22 protein-coding genes and 1 pseudogene are annotated in these 22,787 nt (G+C 42.7%); 11 read left to right on the forward strand and 12 right to left on the reverse strand.

What is annotated here, in order from left to right; genetic code table 11:
- Positions 1-163 precede the first annotated feature (163 nt).
- A complete protein-coding gene (yhbY, locus tag GKR48_RS16230; RefSeq protein ID WP_154603026.1) occupies positions 164-457 on the forward strand; it encodes a ribosome assembly RNA-binding protein YhbY in 294 nt (97 codons plus the stop codon).
- Positions 458-575: 118 nt separating this feature from the next.
- Here yhbY and greA read toward each other — a convergent pair whose 3' ends face one another.
- Positions 576-1,052, reverse strand: a complete 477-nt coding sequence (gene greA, locus GKR48_RS16235) for a transcription elongation factor GreA (RefSeq protein WP_154628829.1) — start codon at positions 1,050-1,052, stop codon at positions 576-578.
- Positions 1,053-1,307: 255 nt separating this feature from the next.
- On the opposite strand from greA, the gene dacB reads away from it, so the two are divergent.
- A complete protein-coding gene (dacB, locus tag GKR48_RS16240; RefSeq protein ID WP_154628830.1) occupies positions 1,308-2,756 on the forward strand; it encodes a serine-type D-Ala-D-Ala carboxypeptidase in 1,449 nt (482 codons plus the stop codon).
- A gap of 85 nt (positions 2,757-2,841) precedes the next feature.
- Here dacB and cgtA read toward each other — a convergent pair whose 3' ends face one another.
- The 3 genes from cgtA to rplU all read right to left on the reverse strand — a co-directional run bounded on the left by cgtA (position 2,842) and on the right by rplU (position 4,735).
- The gene (gene cgtA, locus GKR48_RS16245) at positions 2,842-4,017 is read right to left on the reverse strand and encodes an Obg family GTPase CgtA (protein WP_154628831.1); all 1,176 of its coding nucleotides are present in this window, start codon (positions 4,015-4,017) and stop codon (positions 2,842-2,844) included.
- A 132-nt stretch (positions 4,018-4,149) separates the two neighbouring features.
- Positions 4,150-4,407, reverse strand: coding sequence for a 50S ribosomal protein L27 (gene rpmA, locus GKR48_RS16250; RefSeq protein ID WP_004905922.1), 258 nt, complete (start codon positions 4,405-4,407; stop codon positions 4,150-4,152).
- A 19-nt stretch (positions 4,408-4,426) separates the two neighbouring features.
- Positions 4,427-4,735, reverse strand: a complete 309-nt coding sequence (rplU, locus tag GKR48_RS16255; RefSeq protein WP_006658010.1) for a 50S ribosomal protein L21 — start codon at positions 4,733-4,735, stop codon at positions 4,427-4,429.
- 334 nt (positions 4,736-5,069) lie between these two features.
- On the opposite strand from rplU, the gene ispB reads away from it, so the two are divergent.
- Positions 5,070-6,041 carry an octaprenyl diphosphate synthase gene (gene ispB, locus GKR48_RS16260; protein ID WP_154628832.1) on the forward strand — a complete coding sequence of 324 codons (972 nt, stop codon included), beginning with the start codon at positions 5,070-5,072 and terminating at the stop codon, positions 6,039-6,041.
- A 62-nt stretch (positions 6,042-6,103) separates the two neighbouring features.
- Here ispB and GKR48_RS16265 read toward each other — a convergent pair whose 3' ends face one another.
- Positions 6,104-6,463, reverse strand: a complete 360-nt coding sequence (locus GKR48_RS16265; protein ID WP_154603030.1) for a DNA-binding protein — start codon at positions 6,461-6,463, stop codon at positions 6,104-6,106.
- 100 nt (positions 6,464-6,563) lie between these two features.
- Positions 6,564-6,920: a DNA-binding protein gene (locus tag GKR48_RS16270; protein WP_154628833.1), complete on the reverse strand. Its 357-nt coding sequence runs from the start codon at positions 6,918-6,920 to the stop codon at positions 6,564-6,566.
- Between the two features lie 556 nt (positions 6,921-7,476).
- Here GKR48_RS16270 and GKR48_RS16275 point away from each other — a divergent pair.
- Positions 7,477-7,731, forward strand: a pseudogene (locus tag GKR48_RS16275) (helix-turn-helix domain-containing protein); the annotation flags it as partial.
- A 262-nt stretch (positions 7,732-7,993) separates the two neighbouring features.
- On the opposite strand, the gene mdh reads toward GKR48_RS16275, so the two are convergent.
- Positions 7,994-8,932: a malate dehydrogenase gene (mdh, locus tag GKR48_RS16280; RefSeq protein WP_154603033.1), complete on the reverse strand. Its 939-nt coding sequence runs from the start codon at positions 8,930-8,932 to the stop codon at positions 7,994-7,996.
- Between the two features lie 471 nt (positions 8,933-9,403).
- Between mdh and argR the strand changes: the two genes are divergently transcribed.
- Together argR and GKR48_RS16290 are read left to right on the forward strand one after the other, a co-directional pair.
- Positions 9,404-9,874, forward strand: a complete 471-nt coding sequence (gene argR, locus GKR48_RS16285) for a transcriptional regulator ArgR (protein ID WP_036949013.1) — start codon at positions 9,404-9,406, stop codon at positions 9,872-9,874.
- Positions 9,875-9,981: 107 nt separating this feature from the next.
- Positions 9,982-10,392 carry a DUF6122 family protein gene (locus GKR48_RS16290; protein ID WP_336431192.1) on the forward strand — a complete coding sequence of 137 codons (411 nt, stop codon included), beginning with the start codon at positions 9,982-9,984 and terminating at the stop codon, positions 10,390-10,392.
- Positions 10,393-10,468: 76 nt separating this feature from the next.
- Here GKR48_RS16290 and mpl read toward each other — a convergent pair whose 3' ends face one another.
- Positions 10,469-11,848, reverse strand: a complete 1,380-nt coding sequence (mpl, locus tag GKR48_RS16295; protein ID WP_154603034.1) for a UDP-N-acetylmuramate:L-alanyl-gamma-D-glutamyl-meso-diaminopimelate ligase — start codon at positions 11,846-11,848, stop codon at positions 10,469-10,471.
- A gap of 163 nt (positions 11,849-12,011) precedes the next feature.
- Here mpl and fbp point away from each other — a divergent pair, with 163 nt between their 5' ends.
- The 3 genes from fbp (at position 12,012) to GKR48_RS16310 (ending at position 14,246) form a co-directional block, all read left to right on the forward strand.
- Positions 12,012-13,019 carry a class 1 fructose-bisphosphatase gene (gene fbp / locus GKR48_RS16300; RefSeq protein WP_036949007.1) on the forward strand — a complete coding sequence of 336 codons (1,008 nt, stop codon included), beginning with the start codon at positions 12,012-12,014 and terminating at the stop codon, positions 13,017-13,019.
- A 138-nt stretch (positions 13,020-13,157) separates the two neighbouring features.
- Positions 13,158-13,688, forward strand: coding sequence for an inorganic diphosphatase (gene ppa / locus GKR48_RS16305; RefSeq protein ID WP_006658000.1), 531 nt, complete (start codon positions 13,158-13,160; stop codon positions 13,686-13,688).
- Positions 13,689-14,099: 411 nt separating this feature from the next.
- Complete coding sequence (locus tag GKR48_RS16310) at positions 14,100-14,246, forward strand: hypothetical protein (protein WP_230088707.1); 147 nt, start codon at positions 14,100-14,102, stop codon at positions 14,244-14,246.
- Between the two features lie 78 nt (positions 14,247-14,324).
- Here GKR48_RS16310 and GKR48_RS16315 read toward each other — a convergent pair whose 3' ends face one another.
- The 3 genes from GKR48_RS16315 to tamA are packed head-to-tail and all read right to left on the reverse strand — an operon-like array spanning position 14,325 to position 20,185.
- Positions 14,325-14,672, reverse strand: a complete 348-nt coding sequence (locus tag GKR48_RS16315; RefSeq protein ID WP_154603036.1) for a gamma-glutamylcyclotransferase family protein — start codon at positions 14,670-14,672, stop codon at positions 14,325-14,327.
- Between the two features lie 3 nt (positions 14,673-14,675).
- The gene (gene tamB, locus GKR48_RS16320; RefSeq protein WP_154628835.1) at positions 14,676-18,446 is read right to left on the reverse strand and encodes an autotransporter assembly complex protein TamB; all 3,771 of its coding nucleotides are present in this window, start codon (positions 18,444-18,446) and stop codon (positions 14,676-14,678) included.
- Positions 18,443-20,185: an autotransporter assembly complex protein TamA gene (gene tamA / locus GKR48_RS16325; RefSeq protein ID WP_272522530.1), complete on the reverse strand. Its 1,743-nt coding sequence runs from the start codon at positions 20,183-20,185 to the stop codon at positions 18,443-18,445. The genes tamB and tamA overlap by 4 nt, the downstream gene beginning before the upstream one ends.
- A gap of 133 nt (positions 20,186-20,318) precedes the next feature.
- Between tamA and msrA the strand changes: the two genes are divergently transcribed.
- A complete protein-coding gene (gene msrA, locus GKR48_RS16330; protein WP_154628837.1) occupies positions 20,319-20,948 on the forward strand; it encodes a peptide-methionine (S)-S-oxide reductase MsrA in 630 nt (209 codons plus the stop codon).
- A 167-nt stretch (positions 20,949-21,115) separates the two neighbouring features.
- Positions 21,116-22,459, forward strand: a complete 1,344-nt coding sequence (locus GKR48_RS16335) for a hemolysin family protein (protein WP_154628838.1) — start codon at positions 21,116-21,118, stop codon at positions 22,457-22,459.
- Between the two features lie 72 nt (positions 22,460-22,531).
- Here GKR48_RS16335 and GKR48_RS16340 read toward each other — a convergent pair whose 3' ends face one another.
- A complete protein-coding gene (locus GKR48_RS16340) occupies positions 22,532-22,738 on the reverse strand; it encodes a DUF1107 domain-containing protein (RefSeq protein WP_036948988.1) in 207 nt (68 codons plus the stop codon).
- Between the last annotated feature and the right edge of the window lie 49 nt (positions 22,739-22,787).

Consider the following 22,787-nt stretch of genomic DNA (forward strand, 5'->3'; position numbering starts at 1 on the left):
AGCTGTTTATCGGGAAAGAGTTAACGCGCTGCCTACTGGTCACTGGATTACTTTCGGGTAATCATTAGCTGCTTCTTTACCATCGAGTAAGATTAATAGATGGTGATAGTTAACAGATGGCGGTAGAATATGCCATTTTCAATACTAACCAAGCAAAAAATCGATGAATCTTAACAAAAAACAAATTCAACACCTAAAAAGTCTCGCTCATCACTTAAACCCAGTTGTTATGATTGGCAACAATGGTTTAACTGAGGGTGTTTTGGCTGAAATCGAAGTCTCATTAACACATCATGAGCTTATCAAAGTCAAAATCGCTGGCGAAGATCGTGAAACTAAAAATTTGATCGCTGAAGCGATTGTTCGCGAAACAGGTGCAGCAAATGTTCAAGTTATCGGTAAAATTCTTGTTCTCTACCGTCCAACGGCTGAACGCAAAATTAGTTTACCTAAATAATAACTGCTCATTTATATAAAAATGCCATTGAAAGCATGTTTTATATGACGAAAAAGGCCGCCTGCGGCCTTTCTCTCTAAATCAGTAAAATAATATAACTAATTCAGGGAAATAGGAATCAGATATACTCAACTTTAAGAATTTCGAACTCAACATCTCCGCCCGGCGTCTTAATCATTACGACATCATCAACTTCTTTACCCACTAATCCGCGCGCAATCGGTGAATTCACTGAAATTAAGTTCACTTTAATATCAGCTTCATCATCACCTACGATGCGGTAGGTTAACTCTTCATCGGTATCCAAATTCAATACGGAAACCGTCGCACCAAAGATCACTCGGCCATTATTTGCCATTTTGGTAACGTCAATCACTTGAGAGTGAGAAAGTTTAGATTCAATTTCTTGAATACGACCTTCACAAAAGCCTTGCTGCTCACGCGCAGCATGATATTCAGCGTTTTCTTTTAAATCGCCATGTTCACGAGCTTCTGCAATAGAAGCAATAATTTCAGGACGACGGACAGATTTCAGATACTCGAGCTCTTCTCTTAGCTTGTTAGCACCAAATACCGTCATTGGAATCTGTTTCATTTGATAAATACCTCTAATTCAATCCTATCTAAAAATAAGTATCTTCCTGATTTTGTAACAACAGTACACCGAACACTATAGTGCGTAGGGGGTGTTCAAAAACTTAAGGTGTCAATAACTCAATCAGACCAACTTGTGACTTATCTTATCATACTGTTCGCTATTTTAACTGAGAGTTAATAGCTGATCATCGTTTACTTTATTGGGCATTACACTTTAGTATGTGCAGTATGTCTACCCTAATGCGTGAAATATATGTCGCTACTAACATCAACCAGAAAATTAATCTTCACTTTAGGACTTGCATTCATTACTTCGCAAGCAGCTGCAATCCCTATCGATGATTATAAACAGTATCTCCCTGACGGCACTAACCTTGCTCTGGTTGCGCAGAAAGTAGGAAGTAATACCCCTCTTATTGATTATAACGCTCAGCAAATGGCTCTGCCTGCCAGTACGCAGAAAGTAGTAACCGCCCTCGCGGCATTACTACAGCTAGGTCCGGACTACCGTTTCGTCACTAACTTCGAGACAAACGGAAAGCTCAATAACAACACGTTATCCGGCGACTTGGTGATCCGCTTTAGTGGCGACCCTACGTTAACACGTCAGCAAATTCGCAATATGGTCAATGCGTTAAAGCAGATTGGCATTCATAAAGTCGATGGTGATCTTATTGTCGATATTTCTGCTTTTGCAAGCCATGACAAAGCGCCAGGCTGGGTATGGAACGATATGACCCAGTGCTTCAGTGCTCCACCGGCTGCTGCCATCATTGATAGAAACTGTTTCTCAGTTTCCCTTTATCCGTCAGATAAAGCGGGAGAAATGGCGTATATCAAAACAGCCAGCTTCTACCCTGTAAATATGTTTAGTGAAGTCAAAACTCTCGCTAAAGGCTCGCCAGAAGCTCGTTACTGCGAGCTGGATGTTGTTCCCGGTGAATTGAACCGCTACACATTAACAGGCTGCTTAACCCAGCGTAGTGAGCCATTACCGCTCGCATTTGCAGTACAAAATGGGGCAAGCTACTCCGGCGCTATCGTCAAAAATGAGTTGCAGGTCGCAGGTATTGAATTATCCGGCTCAGTTAAAAAACGCACCCAACAAACGCCACAATCTCAAGTACTCGTCAAAACTGAGTCCAAGCCGCTGCATGACCTCTTAAAAATCATGCTGAAAAAGTCAGATAACATGATAGCAGATACGGTATTTAGAACGATTGGTCGTGATTATTACGGCGTTCCAGGTACCTGGCGATCAGGCTCTGATGCAGTAAGGCAGGTCCTCAAGCAAAAAGCCGGTATTGATTTAGGCAACACCGTGATGGTGGATGGCTCTGGCTTATCTCGCCATAACTTGATAACTCCAGCGACCATGATGCAAGTTTTGCAATTTATCGCTAAAAATGACCAACAGCTCGATTACATTTCGATGCTACCACTCGCAGGGCACGATGGGACACTTCGTTACCGTGGTGGTTTAGATGAGGCAGGAGTCAATGGCAAGGTGTCAGCGAAAACGGGTGCATTACAAGGGGTTTATAACCTTGCGGGCTTTATTACTACCGCAAGCGGTGAAAAAGTGGCATTCGTCCAGTTTATTTCCGCTTATGCCGTTCCACAGAGCCAATATAATAGCCGCCGTGTACCATTAGTTCGCTTTGAAAGCCGCCTCTATCGCGATCTTTACCAAAAGAACTGATCCCCCTAAAGATCCTTTTAAGATCTTTATAATAAAAAAGGCACAACCTTCGCAAGTTGTGCCTTTTTATATGACTCAAAGATAATTATTTTTGGTAGATGAATTCGACGCCTTCATCGTCATCTTCATCCCAATCATCATCCCAATCGTCATCAAGATCTTCTGCACCAGATAGCTGCTCTTTATGGTAATCATCCCACATAAATTCAACTTTTTCTGGCTGGCTGTTTTCATCTTCAACAGCCATATCACGCGGCTGAGTATTCATGAACTCCATGATATCCCAACACAGTGCTTTTACACCTTCGTGGTTCACGGCAGAAATCATATAATACTTATCTTCCCAGCCCATACCTTTAGCAATTTCAGCTGCACGTTTTGCAGACTCTTCTTCGCCTAAGATATCCACTTTGTTGAAGACTAACCAGCGTGGCTTCTGAGCCAGTTTTTCGCTGTATTTCTCTAACTCACCGACGATGATCTTGGCGTTTTCCACCGGATCGGATTCATCGATTGGGCAAATGTCGATAAGGTGCAGCAATACGCGACAACGCTCTAAGTGCTTCAGGAATTGGATCCCAAGGCCTGCACCTTCCGCAGCACCTTCGATCAATCCAGGAATATCTGCAACCACAAAGCTCTGCTCGTTATCCATACGTACCACGCCGAGGCTTGGAACCAAGGTTGTAAATGGATAGTCGGCAACTTTTGGCTTCGCTGCTGATACTGAACGAATAAATGTAGATTTACCAGCATTCGGCATACCTAGCATTCCCACATCAGCCAATAACATCAGCTCTAATAAGATTTCACGCGTTTCACCTTTCGTTCCCATGGTACGCTGACGCGGTGCACGGTTAACGGAAGATTTAAAACGAGTATTACCAAGCCCATGGAAACCGCCTTTAGCGACCATATGGCGTTGATCGTGACGAGTCATGTCACAGAGTACTTCATTGGTGCCAAGATCGCGTACACGCGTTCCTACAGGGACTTTAACCGTGATGTCTTCACCACGCTTACCTGTACACTCACGGCTTTGACCATTTTGACCACGTTCTGCACGAAATGATTTTTCAAAACGATAGTCAATCAGTGTGTTGAGGTTTTCGTCTGCCTGTAAATAGACATCACCACCATCACCACCGTCACCACCGTCAGGTCCACCTTTCGGGATATATTTTTCACGGCGGAAGCTGACACAACCATTGCCACCATCTCCTGCCACGACCAAAATTTTGGCTTCATCTACAAATTTCATAATTCTTTCTCCGTCTGCTGGCCATTATAGTGCCTGATGGCGGTATTACCCAGAGATGGCATATTCTGAATATAAAAAGCCCCGCAAAAGGTTTTTGCAGGGCTTTAATTCAAAAATTAAAAGTCAGAAAACTTATTCAGCTTCGATGCTGATAAATTTACGATTGTTAGGACCTTTAACTTCAAATTTAACTTTACCGTCCGCTAATGCGAACAGAGTGTGGTCACGGCCACAACCAACGTTGTTACCTGCGTGGAACTTAGTACCACGTTGACGAACGATGATGCTACCTGCTAATACAGCTTCACCACCAAAACGTTTAACACCTAAACGTTTTGCTTCTGAGTCACGACCGTTACGAGTCGAACCACCAGCCTTTTTATGTGCCATTAATCTGCTCTCCTAAATCTTAAGCGATGACAGTGATCTTAACATCAGTGAACCACTGACGGTGACCTTGCTGCTTACGGCTGTGTTTACGACGACGGAACTTAACGATTTTAACTTTATCGCCACGACCGTGTGCAACCACTTCCGCTTTCACTTTAACGCCTTCAACGATAGGAGCACCGATTTGGATCTCATCGCCATTAGCAACCATCAGAACGTGATCAAATTCAACAGTTTCACCTGTTGCGATGTCCAGCTTTTCTAAGCGAACAGTTTGACCTTCGCTAACTCGGTGTTGTTTACCACCACTTTGGAAAACCGCGTACATATTAACTCCGCTTTCCGCGTACCCGCTAAATATTTCAATTCCAGAGTACGCTATAAAATATTCACAATAGGGCGCGAATTCTACGCAAAAAAGCAGCAGAACACAAGCCTATAATGCAGTTAGATTACAAAAAATACGACTTTTTTATCGGCCCTATCTTTTTCCGGCTGATTTCTTAGGAATATCTTGAATTGTTACTTATTTAAACATTTTTTGCATTTCACCCGATAATCTTATTATTAATAGTGTTATGCTTACGCCATTACTGTGATATCGGTTTTCCCATTTTTGACTTAGGGAATACCCCAAAAACTAATAATATGAATATATTACAATGAATTTAGAATCTATCGTTGAACTGACAGCCGAGGATATGTCAGCAGTAAATGAAGCGATCCTCAGCCAATTAAACTCAGACGTAGCATTAATTAATCAATTAGGTTATTACATCGTTAGCGGGGGCGGAAAAAGGATCCGTCCAATGATCGCGATCCTCGCAGGACGATCCCTTGGCTATTCTGAACACAAACATATTCAAGTTGCTGCATTAATCGAATTCATCCATACCGCCACTTTATTACACGATGATGTGGTCGATGAATCTGATATGCGTCGTGGAAAACAGACAGCTAACGCCGTATTTGGTAACGCGGCAAGCGTATTAGTCGGCGACTTTATTTATACTCGATCCTTCCAAATGATGACGGATCTGGATTCGATGCGTGTTTTAAAACTGATGTCTGAAGCCACTAACGTGATCGCTGAAGGTGAAGTTTTACAATTAATGAACTGCAACGATCCTAACATTACTGAAGAGAGCTACATGCAAGTGATCTACAGTAAAACCGCCCGCCTGTTTGAAGCGGCTTCTCATGCATCCGCTATCTTAGCCAATGCCACGCCTGAGCAAGAGAAAGCGCTGCAAGATTATGGTCGCTATATTGGGACCGCATTCCAGTTAGTTGACGATCTTCTAGATTATGATGCAGATAATACCCAGTTAGGTAAAAATACTGGCGATGATCTTGATGAAGGGAAACCAACACTGCCACTGCTGCACGCAATGCAGCATGGGAATGCGGAAGAGTCTGCATTAATTAGGCAAGCGATTGAGCAAGGAAATGGTCGCCATCTCTTAGATACCGTCCTTGGCACAATGAAACGCTGCGGTTCATTAGAATACACTTACCAACGCGCGCAGGAAGAAGCTCAAAAAGCCATTGATGCTTTAAATGCTCTGGAAGACTCTGTGTATAAAGAAGCGTTAATTGGTTTAGCGCACGTTGCTATTCAGCGCCATTCATAATTACGATAGCGCTCGAAACCAATATTAAAAAGGGTGAAACCAATTTCACCCTTTTTTCATGGTTATTCATCTTCTGGTTCAGGTTCAATTTTTGCCAATAGCGATGATAAGCCGTGACGCAGAATGTATTTCACAAACATTTTGCGCTCATCTTCCGTCAGTTGGTAATAAGCCTCAGACCAAATTTGCAGTGCATCAATACGTTGCACTTGATACGGTGTTGATGGCTCATGAAGTGACAGCTGACCTTGGATCTCATTCGGCAAGCTTTCCATATAGTATTCAACGGCCTTCCCCTGAACACCTCTTTTACGACGATTTTTCCAGCCTTCCCTTCTCGCCATTAAGTTAATTCCCTGAGGTGAAGATGGAAGGCCTTCTAATCCTGCTAATTCTTTCGCAGTGAACCACAATTTTTTCATAATATCACTTTTACGCTTAGCTTATATTTTGCAACCTGCTTTTGTCGCTATACCAAAGTTATTTTTCTAAAAATATATTCGATTCAATACTGTATGTAATCTATGTATGGCTATTTTGATTAATAAGGTGAATTAAAGCTAAAGCACCTTTACGCATAATAAACGATAAGATCTTCATACGTTCATCATGGGAAAGCTGGTTATAAGCTTCTTGCCAAATATGCGCATGTTCATCACGCTTCATTTGATAACCTACCGAAGTTTCATACATCACAGTGAACTCTTCGAAATCAATGGGAACAGAGCTAATATGGTATTCCAATGCTTTTCCTTGAATACCTCTTCGCTTTCGACTCAACCACTTTTCTCGCCTCGCCATGGCATTGATGCCTTGGGTACTTGTCGGAAGCCCTTGGCGTCCAACGAGCTCTTTTGCTGTTAACCATTCCTTGTTCATTATCGACGCTCCTTGTCATTATGATGACAACTTCGATTCACTATAAACTTTCTTTATTTTCTTAATCGTTTCAATATCCATTTTTAATATTTAAATATAATAGTTAATAAATTATATCGATATAGATACTTTCTTTTGTATATCCACTAGTTATACCAATAACTTTGTATCAACTATTTTATATTGATGGATTTATCGTGCTGATTCAGAAATCCATTCTTTTCAAATAATTCAATACATTATTAAGAAATATAAATCTTCGCGATAAACAGAATAAATATAAGAAAATATAAAAAACAGAGAGCTAACTAAAATGAGTTATTTTTATTTTCAAAGTGTTAGCTAAGTTCACAATAATCATCTGAACCTTTCCGTTATTTTCATAAAAATAACGATAGTTTCATAAAAATGAATTTTTGGAAAAAATCAGAAATTATTATTGGGAAATTCTGTTATTTTATTTCCAATAACAGAACGATTGCACTGAATGTATCACAATACTCTGTTAGATGTACCACTAACTCTACATGATTCTGAGTGAAAAAAGGATTAAAAAATGATGTTACGGAAATCAAACTGGCACCCAGCAGATATCATTGCGGCTTTACGCAAACGTGGAACAACCCTAGCGGCGATTTCTCGCGAAGCAGGGCTGAGCTCATCAACACTCGCGAACGCGCTATCGAGACCTTGGCCTAAAGGTGAATGGATCATCGCAAACTTTTTAGGCATACATCCATCAGAAATCTGGCCTAGTCGCTATTATGATCCAATGACGGGTGATTTATTAGAAAGAAAAGTTCGTGAAAAGCCAAAGAAAATCCAGGAGACAGGTGAATTAGAAAACAAGGAACTAGAAGAGGAAAAAAATCTAAAATCAGTCGCTATTTTTGATCAGAACTGAAAGATAAGACGCCTAACCATTTTCTTGAAAAATGGCAAGATTCATTCATTGTACCTTCAAGGGGCTTCCCCTTATTTTGATAAGTGAAAACTTACCAAGTATAAAAATAAAGGGCGGAATCGCATGACAGCAATTCCGCCCTTATTTAAGCGCTAAATCTTAATTGGCATTAGCCATTAATGAATTTTTCACCTAATTCGATATCTGCTTTCAGTACGCTTAACATATCTTTCAGTGCTTTCTCTTCAAATGCACTTAATTTACCAATTGGTAAATGTTTTTCGATACCGTTTTTGCCTAATACAACAGGTTGTGCGAAGAAACGAGCGTGTTCGCCTTCACCTTCAGTGTATACACACTCAACCACATTGCTTTCGCCTTGCAGACCACGGATCAAAGATAAGCCCAGACGCGCTGCCGCTTGGCCCATAGACAGTGTTGCTGATCCGCCACCCGCTTTAGCTTCAACCACTTCAGTACCTGCGTTTTGAATACGCTTAGTCAGTGCTGCGATTTCTTCATCAGTGAAGCTAACACCAGGAATTTGAGACAGTAATGGCAGGATTGTCACACCTGAGTGACCACCAATAACTGGCACTTCAACTTCGTGAGTTTTCTTGCCTTTTAATTCAGCAACGAAAGTATTTGAACGGATGATATCCAGTGTCGTTACACCGAACAGACGGTTTTTATCATACACGCCAGCTTTCTTCAGTACTTCGGCCGCGATAGCAACGGTGGTGTTCACTGGGTTAGTGATAATACCGATCAGTGCTTTCGGGCAGGTAACCGCGATTTGCTGAACAAGGTTACGTACAATGCCTGCGTTCACATTGAACAGGTCAGAGCGATCCATACCTGGCTTACGTGCGACACCGGCAGAAATTAATACTACATCCGCACCTTTCAGTGCTGGGGTTGCATCTTCACCCGCGAAACCAACCACTTTAACGTCGGTAGGGATGTGGCTTAAGTCAGCGGCAACACCTGGAGTTACTGGCGCGATGTCGTAGAGGGAGAGTTCTGAACCTGCTGGGAGCTGGTTTTTGAGAAGAAGGGCGAGAGCCTGACCGATACCACCTGCTGCACCTAGGACTGCAACTTTCATTCTAAAACTCCTTAATTGTACTTTAAAATATATGAATTCATCTGACTACGCACTAAACACATTACTTATAAAAAACAATTCTTTAACAGTTAGAGAGAAGTGTTAACGCGAGATAAATCACCAACACAATAGCTCTATTCTAAACAAATTCCTTATCTGTTAATGAGATAACGGACACTTTTTTAACAAATAGTTTTTATTGCTATTGCATTTAACATTAAACCTAATTTTATTTGACGATTTATTCAGCACCGCCTGATTATTTAACAAATTTTTTACAGTAACTTATTGTTAAATCAATTTATTTTTAAGTTAAATTTCGAACCAATAATTTAAGATAAACCCCTTATTACTACCAGAAAAACCTTATCTTAAATCGCTCATTAAATACTCTAAAAATCAATTTTCTTGCATAAAAATGCACTTTTCAACATAATACAACTCAGTTTAATACCAAAAGATGGGTTAATTATGCGCACTATGTCGAAACAAGAAGACTTGGTAAAAGCCTTTAAGGCGCTCCTTAAAGAAGAAAAATTCAGTTCACAAGCCGAAATTGTGATCGCTCTTCAAGAACAAGGCTTCGAAAACATTAATCAATCTAAAATTTCCAGAATGTTGACGAAGTTTGGTGCTGTACGTACCCGCAACGCAAAAATGGAAATGGTGTATTGCTTACCAACTGAGCCTGGTGTCCCTACTGCCACCAGCCCACTGAAGAACTTAGTTCTGGATGTTGACTACAACCACTCTGTTGTTGTGATCCGTACCAGCCCAGGAGCTGCACAGTTAATTGCTCGCCTGCTAGACTCCTTAGGCAAAGCTGAAGGCATCTTAGGCAGCATTGCTGGCGATGATACAATTTTCTCAACGCCAACCAACGATTTCACAACGCGTGAGCTGTACGAAGCCATTTTGGTGCTTTTCGAACAAGAACTTTAGTTCTTTCGAAAAATTTTAGATATCGAAAAAGAGGGAACCCAGTTCCCTCTTTGTATTTTTAGCTCTATAGTGACGCGTCTTCCACTGATTCATATCGAGATAAGCCCGTGTTATTTGAGATCTTACGGAACATCGTTCACTACGGTTTCCATTTTTTAGTGCCCTTTTTATTTGGCTATTTATTTTGGCGAAAAAACTGGAAGCTAGCCGGGCTCTTAATGGTTTCCACCATGGTTATCGACCTCGATCACCTTCTCGCCGATCCTATTTTCGATCCTGATCGTTGCGGCGTAGGTTTCCATCCTATGCACACCATTTGGGCTGCCATCGCTTATATCGTCTTATTTTTCTTCCCTTCATGGAAATTCAAAGCCATCGCCGTTGGCTGCCTGTTCCACTTATTTACAGACTCAGTGGATTGTTATCTTGGAAGCGTTAAAAAAGAGATGCAAGGCACTGTGTTAAGCTGCTCCGGATTGCCAGAACGCGCAAACATCGAACTTCCTCAGCAGCTATGACGAAAAAGCCCTAACTTAGGTTAGGGCTTAGATTAGGGCTCTGATTCACGATAGCGCTTATATACTATTCGTCATATTACTCGTCAGATTTTGCTTCAGCTTTATGCTTTAGCCCTGCCAGCAGTTTTTCATGAATACCACCAAAACCGCCATTACTCATCACCAGAATATGGTCACCGGGCTGAGCAGTCTCCACAACCATATTAGCGAGAGTATCAATATCTGCGTGCCAGCGCGCAGGCTGTACACAATGCTCTGCAATTTCTGTGACCATCCACGGAATATTGCTAGGTTGGAATAAGAAGACTTCATCCGCACGACCTAAAGCGGGTGCGATATCATTTTTACTGATCCCCATTTTCATGGTATTTGAACGAGGTTCCAGTACAGCAATAATACGAGAAGTACCGCCAACTTTGCTACGTAATGCTTCTAACGTCGCTAAAATTGCCGTTGGATGATGAGCGAAGTCATCATAAACACTGACCTCATTTTCAACACCACGTAACTCAAGACGGCGACGGGCATTAATAAATTTATCCAATGCTAAACAAGCTTCTTTCGCAGGTACACCAACATGGTGTGCAGCAGCAATCGCCATCAAGCCATTTTGGATATTGTGATTACCGACTTGGGACCAATTCACTTCGCCCACTTTTTCTTGTTGGTAATACACCTCAAACTGGCTGCCATCATGATTAAGTTTTACGGCATGCCACTCACCGTTTTCTCCCACCAACTCTTGTTCGCTCCAACACCCCATATTCATCACTTGCTTGAGGTTATTGTCGTTACTCGGCATAAAGATTTTGCCGCTACTTGGCACAATACGCACCAAGTGATGGAATTGCTTTTGAATCGCTTCGAGATTTTCAAAAATATCCGCGTGATCGAATTCGAGGTTATTCAAAATCAGCGTTTTAGGGCTGTAATGTACGAATTTGGATCGCTTATCAAAGAATGCGCAATCATACTCATCCGCTTCAATAACAAAGAAAGGACTTTTACCAATCTGAGACGAAACATCAAAGTTTCCTGGCACACCGCCAATCAGAAAACCAGGCTCATAGCCACAATCTTGCAGGATCCACGCCAGCATTCCCGCAGTTGTTGTTTTACCGTGAGTCCCTGCAACTGCCAATACCCAGCGCTCAGGAAGAACATGATCATGAAGCCACTGTGGACCAGAGGTATAAGGTAAACCACGCTCTAATACGGCTTCAACACATGGATTTCCACGGGTCATCGCATTCCCAATCACCACCATATCAGGGGTTGGCTCTAACTGCGCAGGGTCGAATCCTTGAATGAGTTCAATGCCTTGCTTTTCAAGCAACGTACTCATCGGTGGGTAGACGTTTGCGTCGGACCCAGTCACTTTGTGCCCTAACGAACGAGCTAAAATAGCTAAGCTGCCCATGAAGGTTCCGCATATGCCTAAAATATGTATGTGCATTCTTTTCCATCCAATAGCATGAGGTTTGTCACTATTCTACTCATCAATCACAGGTTTATAAATGTATTAGCCTATTAATCTTTTCTTTATTTAGATAAACTCTCCGCCCGAGGGTACAATAAAGACCCGCAAATTTCTGTCAATTTTATTCAGGACCTTCGTCATGAAAACATTAGGCGAATTCATCGTCGAAAAGCAACAAGATTTTCCTCATGCAACAGGTGAGCTGACTGCATTACTGTCAGCAATCAAACTGGGCGCTAAAATTATCCATCGTGATATTAACAAAGCTGGACTCGTTGACATTCTCGGCACAAGCGGTGTTTCGAATGTTCAAGGTGAAGTTCAGATGAAGCTTGACCTGTATGCAAACGAAAAACTGAAAGCGGCTTTGAAAGCGCGCGGAGAAGTCGCCGGTATCGCCTCAGAAGAAGAAGATGAAATCGTCATTTTCGAAGGTGACCGTGCAGAAAACGCGAAATATGTCGTTTTAATGGACCCTCTGGATGGTTCTTCGAATATCGATGTAAACGTTTCCGTTGGAACAATCTTCTCTATCTACCACCGTATTACTCCAATTGGTCAACCGGTTACAGAAGCTGACTTCTTACAACCAGGTAACCGCCAAGTTGCGGCGGGCTATGTGGTTTACGGTTCATCAACCATGCTGGTATACACCACTGGTTTCGGCGTTCATGCCTTCACCTACGACCCATCATTAGGTGTATTCTGTCTGTCTCATGAAAAAGTCATGTTCCCAGCAGAAGGTAAAATGTATTCCATTAACGAAGGTAACTACATCAAGTTCCCTATGGGCGTTAAGAAATATATTAAATACTGTCAGGAAGAAGACAAAGCAACAAACCGCCCATATACCACGCGTTATATCGGCTCTTTAGTGGCAGACTTCCACCGTAACTTACTCAAAGGCGGTATTTACATTTACCCAAGCACAGCTAGCCACCCAACAGGTAAACTGCGCCTTCTGTACGAATGCAACCCAATTTCATTCTTAGCAGAACAAGCGGGCGGTAAAGCAAGTGATGGTACTAACCGCGTGTTAGACATCATCCCAACCAAGCTGCATCAACGTGTGCCGTTCTTTGTGGGAACGAAAGCCATGGTGGAGAAGGCGGAATCCTTTATGCGTGAGTACCCTGACGCAGAATAATCAAACATTCCGTTTGACCTGAAGGCGAGACTCTCTCGCCTTTTTTGACTGAATTTCTCTCCAACTAGTGAGTTTTACCTCTCTTTACGGCTATAATGTCCCCCACGTTATTTTAAGCACTCATAAGGATACATTTTAATGGGCCTGAACAATGTACCGGCAGGTAAAGAACTGCCTGAAGATATCTACGTAATCATCGAAATCCCAGCTAACGCTGATCCAATCAAATATGAAGTTGATAAAGAATCTGGCGCACTGTTTGTAGACCGTTTCATGTCTACTGCGATGTTCTATCCGTGCAACTACGGTTACATCAACAACACCCTATCTTTAGATGGTGACCCAGTTGACGTTTTAGTACCAACTCCATACCCATTACAACCAGGTTCAGTTATCCGTTGCCGTCCAGTTGGCGTACTGAAAATGACTGACGAATCTGGTGAAGATGCGAAATTAGTTGCAGTACCGCACACTAAACTGAGCAAAGAATACGATCACATCAAAGATGTGAACGACATTCCTGAACTGCTGCGTGCGCAAATCACTCACTTCTTTGAGCATTACAAAGATTTAGAAAAAGGCAAGTGGGTTAAAGTTGACGGTTGGGAGAATGCAGAAGCAGCTAAAGCTGAAATCATCGCTTCTTTCGAACGCGCTGCAAAAAAATAATTAATCCCTTCTGTAGATAGAAAAGCGCTGGTTTTTGCCAGTGCTTTTTTTTACCTATACCTTCCCCTCACAATATTAATTTTTTTCACAATTTCATATTATTCAGTGATATATATCGACAGCCATACCACCCAAAACAACAACCAGAATTAAACGCCGGAATATTTAAATTTAGTTGGATTAATTAATCCGCTTTTAATAAAAAAATCGAAATAATAACAATTAAAAATAAATATCTATTAGATTATATGATTAGCCTATCAATATAGGAATATATTTCCTTAGTAAAAAAAGCCAGAGTAACTTTTAATTTCTTCATTAATTATGATGTTAATACCAACCCGCTCGCTATCAACGAAGCTACACAGCTTGGATTACGTCACACCATCGAAAAATTCAAACAACTTCAATATGCTGATTCCATCGCCTGCTCAACTTATGCCGAACATAACCGTTTTGTGTACATCAGGAGAAAAAGTGGTCTTTATGAACCCAACAATAGAACGCCATCATATTGATGAGTTTGTGAAAATGCTCAAAGCAATGAGCCGCGCTTAACATCTATAAAAAACGCCGACCACTGAATTTTCAATGCTCGGCGTTTTTCTTGATGACTCATTACAGATAAACTACTGATTACTCTTCTTCATGGCGCTTCAGCCAATCACCACTTTTAATGTGAGGCAGGCCTTCAACTGAGTGTTTATAGAGATAAATCCACGCATTACCATAAGGTGTTGGAATTAACTCACGCTCATAATCTTGTGAATTTTTCTTCAGTTCGTCTAACTCAGTCAGAATCGACGGATTGATACGATAAACTTCGCATTCAATCGTGCCATTCCCTCTGATAACCGCTGGATAATATCCAAGGTCATACAGTTCATAACCTTCTAGCTTATGCTCACCTAGCAGCTGAGCATAAGTCATCCAGTGATGATTCCCTTGCTTGCGCCTTAAACTGCCATAAACAATGATACGCATATATTAAAACTCGAATTGATAAAGCAGGTCCAAAGCCTGATTAACGCCAGAAACGGCTTCTAAAAACAGTTTCGGCATGACCCTATAGCGTAAAGTGAGCGTCGCTAAAGAATCAAATATGCCAACTCCATACTTAACTTGCAAGTCGTTCGTAATTTTCCCACTCACAACCACTTTCGAACTGTCACCCACACCTTGCGTATCGACGGCTAAATCTGACACTCCAAATGTTTCACCAATTTTACCTACCAATTGACCACTTTGAGCAACCCCCAACCCGATCAACATCGAGGTCATTTGTGACCCATTCGCGTCCCCGCTATCGAGCCCTTCCCCTCTTAACAGATAGGAAAGTGCCTCTTGCTGGGTTTTTGCGGGCTCAGAGAATATCTCAACCTTTGGTTTATCGGCAAGTCCTGTTACCTTCACACCGGCAATCACATCGTCGGCCGTGTTTTCAGGATTACGAATCGCTTCTAAGTTTAAGAACGGCTGATCAGCAGGCCCCGAGAATTGAATCAGCCCTTTACGCACAATCAAATCTTGCCCATAAGCGCGGAAACGTCCTGATGGAATATCCACCTGACCATTTAAGCTTAACCCTTGTTTATTTTGAGCGACTTTCAATAAACCAGTGAGTCGCGCTTTTAATCCAAACGCATCCAGACGCACATCATTACCAATATTAATATTCAAATTGGTTTGAATTGGAATCGACGGCTGTTTCGGACTGATCGGTTTAAGCTGTGCATCCAGCATGACCACATCCGAAGACGCACTCACTGCAGACTCAGGTAATTCTTGCACCGTAATACGCGCCCATGGAATAGTGACGCTACCATTTAAGGTCAGCAATTTCGGTGACGCTTCCAGAATCAAATCAGGCTGCACATCAATTTTGATCATTGGCGGCAGAGAAACTCGTAAGTTACTCCCTCTCGCCAGCACTTTCGCTCGCCATGCATCAATGTTGCGCCAATCCGCATCACCATCAATATTTAGGTAACCCTCTGGGGTTTTGATCTGCCCAGTCATGACTGAACTGGTACCATTAAAGTTAATCGCTAATTGGCTATTTTGAATATCAAACGGAATCAGCCCCGACTTCACTTCTAGCCCAGATAACGTGACATTACCATTCATTAGCGGGTTATGCGCCGAGCCACCGACACGTAGATTTGCATTCAGGTTTCCATTCGCAATGTCTTTTTCGCCAAGTAACGGTTTAATTAAACCTAATGTAATGGCGTTAATTTCAATATTGCCGGAGAGTAAACGCTTTCTTTCGAGGTCAGAAATTTGCACATTACCTTTAAATTGACCATTGTCTGCAATCTTCAACAACCAATTCAGATCCGCGCGACCGTTCTTAATACCCGCATTTAATGTCAACGTATCAAACGCGATAGGCAAACGCGCACCATCAACAAACTGCACGACTTTGACCCCATCACCGCTCAAATCCACTTTCACTTGTGGCAGGCTACCATCCGCTTTCCAGATGGCATTTGCACGCCCTGTAAACACCCCATTTACGCGAGTATCACTTGGCATAAATGGTTTGATCATCGCAAGATCAAAACGTTCTAATACAATATCAGCGCTACCACTTTTACCCGCTTTAACTGGCTTCGGCACACACACGCGAGCATTCGGGTTTACCCAGCAATGGCGACCAATGACCACTTCTTGCGTGGTGTTATTGTAGTTCAAGGACATGGCTTGATTCAGGCGCCATTCCCCAACCTCAGTATCAAATAAGGTATTGCTTAAATTCCCTTTCCACACTTCCGTCTGGCGATCAAAGCCCCCTGCCAGCGCGAGCTGTCCTGAAACGGGTTTCCCTGTCACATTCAGTTTTAACGTATGCTGTTTTTCAGTCCCTTTGGCATCTAGCGTTAGGTTACTAATGGCTAAATCCGCTTGGCGCAGTCCGCGCACCACCACAGATAAGTCACCTTTGATTTGGTCACCTGTTGCCACGTTGCCTTTAACGGTGGTGGTCTCAACCGTCAAATCTTGCCATCTCACGCCACGCGCCGTTAAATCCGCCAGCGCTTGTGGGGCTTGTAAATCACCGCGAAGTTTTAAATCCCCAATGATCACGCCGCCTAGTCCAGGCACTAACCCATTCAACGCTGGGGCATTAATTTTGGCATCAAGGTTCCATTTATCCGCTAAAGAGCCCTTCACATTCACGCTGTTTTTACCCAGCAAGAGGTTAAAATCTGGGATATTCCATTGCCCTGCGGCATTCCCTTTGGCTTGTCCACGCGCCTTTAATATGTGCTGTTTAACATTACCATCTAAGGTGATTTCAGGGATTTCTAACTGCCAGCTTCCACCATATAGGCTACCTCGCGTGGCAATTTTCCCTTCAACTTTCGCGGGCCATTCTGGGTATTGCTTCGCCGTATTAATACCCGATAACGTCAGCACCATATTCCAGCTAATGGCTTTACTCCAATCCGCCACCCCTGATAGGTCTGCATTACCTTGCAATGCAGATAAGCGTAAACGGGTTAAATCAATTTTTTCCTCGTTCCCTTTTGCATCTAATAATAACTTAGATGGCGGTAGGTCTTGCCCCGTGATGGCCGAACGCAATGAAAGGTCATAGCTAGAAGGACGGCCATTTAAGCGTAAGCGAGTGTCATCAAGCTTATATTGGCTTTCACCCACCAGCGGCCAAGTTAATTTTTTGCTTTCTAAAGTCAACTCAATCGGAAAATCTGCCTGCGCTAAATCAGTCTGAGCTTCTAATGTCGCCGTAATTGGGCCATTCAGATTCAATGCCAGCATCAGCTCATCCATCAACCCACCCTTAAGCGTTAAATCGACTTTCTGCCCATTTAAATCTTCAAGGCGGCTTTCACCAATAACGGATAGTGCGACTGGCCATTTTTCTTGCAGGGAAATCGATCCAGAAACCGCAACATTTCCTTGAGGTGCATCGACTTTTAGCTGCTTCAATAAAATATCCTGCCCTGCATTTTCTAACTTCAAATTCAGGCTATTAATCGTCATTTCCGTGTCGCCTTTTAATTGGAAATTAGAGGCATTGATCCCCTCAATATTCAGGTCAACCGGTAGAATAATTTCAGGAAGATCCGCTAATAGCGGCTTAGAAAATAACGTTTTAAGCTGTTCACCAAGGGAAGGTTGCTCACCTTCAGGTACGGCGGGTTCAACCGATTTTGGCGCCTCAGCCGGCTCGCTAGGCGGTAAGCTTATGGCAAGGTTAATAATATCGGTTGGCGTGATTTCGATAGCTCTTTTTTGCCATGTGATCCCCGTAGCAAACTTGTCGAGATCAATCTCGGTGCCATCAACATTAACGTGAGTATCGACTAATGCTAATTGAGCTAAACGAATGGTTAGCGGGGCATTAAGTTCTGTTAGCGGCTCAGAAGGCGGTGTCTCTTCAGACGGTGGGAATTGGCTAGTATCCACATTCACCATCACGCTTTCTGTTGATAAATCATCAATACAGACTTCACGGCTGGTCAGGCACTTTAAACGTAACGCAAGGTGGATTTTCTTCGCATCCACATCCACACCCGGCATTTGGTACTTCACGCCAGAGAGCGTCAAATCATTAATGTCACCATCAATGGAGGCAATGGTCAGTTCAGGTACAAAACGTGTGGCCGAGTTCAACGCAAAATGCAGACCCGATTTGGTACCTAACACCCAATACAGCGCACCAACGACCAGAACTAACAATAGTAAAATGGTGATTGCAATCCACTTTAGCCATTTCATCCATTTCATAGTTCTGTCCCCAATCCGATGTAAAACTGAATTTTGTTATTATCTGGGTCACCAATAGGTTTGGCTAAATCAAATTTAATCGGTCCAACCGGAGAAACCCAGCGGATCCCCACACCTGCACCCGTTTTAAAATCACTATTTTTGAAATCGTCTACCGCTTCACCACTATCAATAAAAGTGGCACCCCACCAGTTACCCGTGAAATTATATTGATATTCGACGGATCCAACCGCCAGCTTGGATGCCCCAGTGAGCTTACCGCTACTATCTTCTGGGGAAATTTTTTGATAACCGTAACCACGAACGCTACCGTCACCCCCAGCAAAGAAACGTAAGTCTGGCGGAACTTTGTCAAAATTATTGGTTTCAATCCAACCAAGGTTTCCACGCACAACAAACCGGTGCCCTTCCCATGGCGTGCGGATCCACACATTCTTGGCTTGCAATACTAAGAAATCGATATCCGAGCCCCATATTTTATTCGAGTAATCGATAGAATAACGCTGGCTATCACCCCAGGTTGGCATTACGCCACCTTTTTGGCGAATTCGGCTAACGTTTGCCCCCGGATACAGCAACATCGTCGTGTTGGTCACATCCGCCTGGGTAAAGTTACTCAACATCCAGCGCATATTCACGCCATACTGCCAACCGCTTGAATAGTCCCAATTACGAGACACGTTTAGCGTGGTGGTATTCGATTGAGTATCGTTCAAATCCGTACGTTTAAACCCTCCTTGAATCGCATAATATTGCTCTAGAGGGTTCGCTTTGAGTGGAATTTTATAGCTGGCATCAATCAGCTGTTCCGGCTGAGAGAGGCTAATGCTGGAGGTTAAACTTTGTCCCCGTGAGTTAATCCACGGCTTATTCCATATCGCTTTTACGCGGGGCCCCACATCGGTCGCGTAACCACCACCCAGCTCAAGGAAGTTTTGCGCTCTAGGGATCATGACCCCTTCCATGGGTAATAAATCTGTATGCTCTTCACGGGCTTTTTGAATATTCGGCGTGACTAGCGCAGAGTTGAACCACCCTGTTGATGCCAAACGTTGGTTATATTCTGCGAGCTGTTCTGACGTGTAATATTCCCCTTCTTTAAAAGGAGAGAGGTTTTCGAGGTAGTCCTTACGAATTTGTGAGCCTTCAAAGGTTAATTTACCAAAGCGGTAGCGCTCACCACTGTTAAAATCAAAATCCCAATAGGCAGCATGATGATCAACAGAAATGCCTAGCTGGCTTTTTTCCATCATGGCATCGAAATACCCTTTACGGATAGCTAGGCTGCTAAATTTACCTTTGAAGTCTTCATAGTCACCATCATTTTGGATGGTGCCATATTTCGGCGTGCTCGTTTTCAGCATCTTGGCGTAATCAGGGTCTGTTTTCGCTCCCCCTTCTAACACCACATTGACACCTTGTAGAAGAATAGGCTCCCCCGGAGAAACTTTGGCCGTCAAAATGGAACGGGCAGGAGGGGTTTTCTCTTCATAGCTAAATTCTACCGTAGGCTCATAATATCCCAGTGGTTTTAACCCTTCACGAATCGCTTTTTCTACTCGAGCACGAAAACGTCCATTTGCAACGACTTCATCTTGTGAAATATTAGAAAGCTGAATACGGACATTCTGGTTGAGTTGCCCTTCAAGCCCTTCAATATTAAGGCGTAGATTCGCAGCAAATACCGCTGGTACCGCCGTTGTTAGGCATACTACACAAAGGGTAAGATATTTCGACACGCCTGCTCCTAGGGTGATAGACAATTTGACTTATTATTCAACAACGACTTATTTTGAGTAAAATAGACCACTGACACAAGTTTTTATCCCAATTTTTACTTTATTTCTATACTGATTGTATTTAGGAATCGTTATGACTTTTAATCAATTTCAGTCCGATAATGAATTTCAAGCACTTCCGGGCCGCCACACATCAATGGCGTTGTCACCTTATCATGCAGTGACCCATCATTCGATTGAGATTATTCCTAAGAATATGGAAATTGCTTATTTTGCAATGGGTTGCTTCTGGGGTGTGGAACGATTATTTTGGCAACAAACAGGAATTTATACGACATCCGCAGGTTACAGCGGTGGACTCACGCCTAACCCAACCTATGAAGAAGTGTGTACCGGATTAACCGGACATACTGAAGTCGTTCGCGTGGTTTTTGACCCTGAAATCATTTCATTTGCTCAGCTGTTAACACTATTTTGGGAAAACCACGATCCAGCCCAAGGTATGCGCCAAGGTAATGATATTGGTACCCAATATCGCTCAGCAATTTACACCGTGTCAGATGAACAATATCAACTGGCGATGCAAACCCGCGAAGCTTACCAACTGGCGATGGCTGAAAAACAAGATAACCGCCCGATCACCACCGAAATTCGACCACTCGAAACCTTCTATTTTGCAGAGGATTATCACCAGCAATATCTGTATAAAAACCCCAACGGCTATTGTGGGCTTGGTGGCATTGGGGTCTGCCTTCCTTCTTGAATGATTTTATAATGACGAATATATAGCCAGATAAAATAGGCTAGTGCTATACTAAGCGCGATACCCCACCGCGCTAAGGCGCTAATTATTATTGAAATGGAATACCCTTACATTGCCTTTAGGATTTCAAGAAGTGACAATTCACTACCTAGAGGGTTGGATAATTTATGCTAAACAGTTTACTTATCGTTCTTTTATTATGTGCAATCAGCGCATTTTTTTCGCTGTCCGAAATTTCATTGGCAGCTTCTCGCCGTATTAAATTGAAGTTAATGGCCGACGAAGGCAACATTAACGCCGCTCGCGTTCTCAAATTACAAGAAATGCCGGGCATGTTCTTCACCGTTGTACAAATTGGTTTAAACGCCGTCGCGATTTTAGCCGGTATTGTGGGTGAATCTGCATTCTCTCCTGCATTGCAAGAGCTATTCATTAAATTCTTATCCCCTACATGGGCACAGCAAGCCGCTTCCATTGTGTCATTTACCATCGTCACCAGCTTATTTATTCTCGTGGCGGACTTAACACCAAAACGTATTGGAATGGTAAAACCTGAAGCTATCGCTATACGCATCGTTAACCCAATGCGTTTCTGCTTAGTGGTTTTAAGCCCGCTCGTATGGTTCTTCAATGGCTTAGCGAACTTAATTTTTAAACTCTTCAAATTACCCACTGCACGTAATGAAGACATTACTTCTGATGATATCTTTGCTGTTGTTGAAGCGGGCGCAGTCGCTGGGGTGTTGCGTAAACAAGAGCACGAGCTTATTGAAAACGTGTTTGAACTTGAGTCACGTACTGTTCCTTCGGCGATGACACCACGAGAAAACATCATTTTCTTTGATAAAGACGAATCTGAAGAGAGCATCAAACACAAAATCTCCACCCAGCCACATTCGAAATTTTTAGTCTGTGCAGGAGATATCGACCATGTGATTGGTTATGTGGATTCCAAAGAGCTCCTCAACCGCGTATTGAATGGTCAAAGCCTGAGTTTACGTGACGGTGTACATATCCAGAATACCTTAATGCTTCCGGATACTTTATCCCTGTCTGATACCTTAGAAGCCTTTAAAAATAGTGGCGTCGATTTTGCCGTTATCCTGAACGAATATGCCTTAGTGATGGGTGTTATTACCATCAATGACGTGATGATCACCTTAATGGGTGACTTGATTGGGCCAGGACAAGAAGAGCAAATTATTACCCGTGATGAGAATTCATGGCTGGTTGATGGGGGCACGCCAATCGAGGATGTTCAACGTATCCTTGATATCGACGAATTCCCAGATTTCAGCAACTACGAAACCATCGCAGGCTTTATGATGTATCGCTTGAGAAAGATGCCGAAACGCACTGATTATGTGAAATATGCGGGCTACAAATTTGAAGTGGTCGATATTGATAACTACAAGATTGATCAGCTGTTAGTCACGCGTATCACAAACACACAGTCCGCAGTTGTGGTTCAGCCAGGTACTGCGGGTAGTGAAGATACGTCAAAAACTTAAAATAACCACTGATAGCTAATATGAACACGCCACTGTATGTGGCGTTGTTATTCTTAAGGAGCTTGAAGGTTGTTAGCCTAACTCCGCTCGCAGTAATACCACTTGTTTGTTCACTTCATTCATCACATTGTAATGAGTTTTATCGGTTACTTTTGGTGGTAAAATCTTCCCATTATTGAATTCGAAAGCCCCAAAATCCTTAATATAGAGCCTACCTCTGAATAGTGTTTTCACGTATAGAGCAATTTTCGATGGGTTATAATGCTTAAAAATTTTCATTAGAACTGATCTCCATGTTGTTCTGACGATACCTCATTGCATATCGCTC

Source organism: Providencia sp. wls1943, from assembly GCF_009706275.1.
Taxonomy (GTDB): domain Bacteria; phylum Pseudomonadota; class Gammaproteobacteria; order Enterobacterales; family Enterobacteriaceae; genus Providencia; species Providencia zhijiangensis.

Bases quoted from the DNA above. Each gene is read 5' to 3' on its own strand.
- GKR48_RS16335 (WP_154628838.1), top strand. From the start codon at position 21,116: ATGCTAAACAGTTTACTTATCGTTCTTTTATTATGTGCAATCAGCGCA.
- yhbY (WP_154603026.1), top strand. From the start codon at position 164: ATGAATCTTAACAAAAAACAAATTCAACACCTAAAAAGTCTCGCTCAT.
- GKR48_RS16270 (WP_154628833.1), bottom strand. From the start codon at position 6,920: ATGAACAAGGAATGGTTAACAGCAAAAGAGCTCGTTGGACGCCAAGGG.
- mpl (WP_154603034.1), bottom strand. From the start codon at position 11,848: ATGCACATACATATTTTAGGCATATGCGGAACCTTCATGGGCAGCTTA.
- ppa (WP_006658000.1), top strand. From the start codon at position 13,158: ATGGGCCTGAACAATGTACCGGCAGGTAAAGAACTGCCTGAAGATATC.
- ispB (WP_154628832.1), top strand. From the start codon at position 5,070: ATGAATTTAGAATCTATCGTTGAACTGACAGCCGAGGATATGTCAGCA.
- rpmA (WP_004905922.1), bottom strand. From the start codon at position 4,407: ATGGCACATAAAAAGGCTGGTGGTTCGACTCGTAACGGTCGTGACTCA.
- msrA (WP_154628837.1), top strand. From the start codon at position 20,319: ATGACTTTTAATCAATTTCAGTCCGATAATGAATTTCAAGCACTTCCG.
- cgtA (WP_154628831.1), bottom strand. From the start codon at position 4,017: ATGAAATTTGTAGATGAAGCCAAAATTTTGGTCGTGGCAGGAGATGGT.
- tamB (WP_154628835.1), bottom strand. From the start codon at position 18,446: ATGAAATGGATGAAATGGCTAAAGTGGATTGCAATCACCATTTTACTA.
- dacB (WP_154628830.1), top strand. From the start codon at position 1,308: ATGTCGCTACTAACATCAACCAGAAAATTAATCTTCACTTTAGGACTT.
- rplU (WP_006658010.1), bottom strand. From the start codon at position 4,735: ATGTACGCGGTTTTCCAAAGTGGTGGTAAACAACACCGAGTTAGCGAA.
- GKR48_RS16315 (WP_154603036.1), bottom strand. From the start codon at position 14,672: ATGCGTATCATTGTTTATGGCAGTTTAAGGCGCAAGCAAGGGAATCAT.
- greA (WP_154628829.1), bottom strand. From the start codon at position 1,052: ATGAAACAGATTCCAATGACGGTATTTGGTGCTAACAAGCTAAGAGAA.
- argR (WP_036949013.1), top strand. From the start codon at position 9,404: ATGCGCACTATGTCGAAACAAGAAGACTTGGTAAAAGCCTTTAAGGCG.
- GKR48_RS16340 (WP_036948988.1), bottom strand. From the start codon at position 22,738: ATGAAAATTTTTAAGCATTATAACCCATCGAAAATTGCTCTATACGTG.
- GKR48_RS16310 (WP_230088707.1), top strand. From the start codon at position 14,100: ATGCTGATTCCATCGCCTGCTCAACTTATGCCGAACATAACCGTTTTG.
- GKR48_RS16265 (WP_154603030.1), bottom strand. From the start codon at position 6,463: ATGAAAAAATTGTGGTTCACTGCGAAAGAATTAGCAGGATTAGAAGGC.
- fbp (WP_036949007.1), top strand. From the start codon at position 12,012: ATGAAAACATTAGGCGAATTCATCGTCGAAAAGCAACAAGATTTTCCT.
- mdh (WP_154603033.1), bottom strand. From the start codon at position 8,932: ATGAAAGTTGCAGTCCTAGGTGCAGCAGGTGGTATCGGTCAGGCTCTC.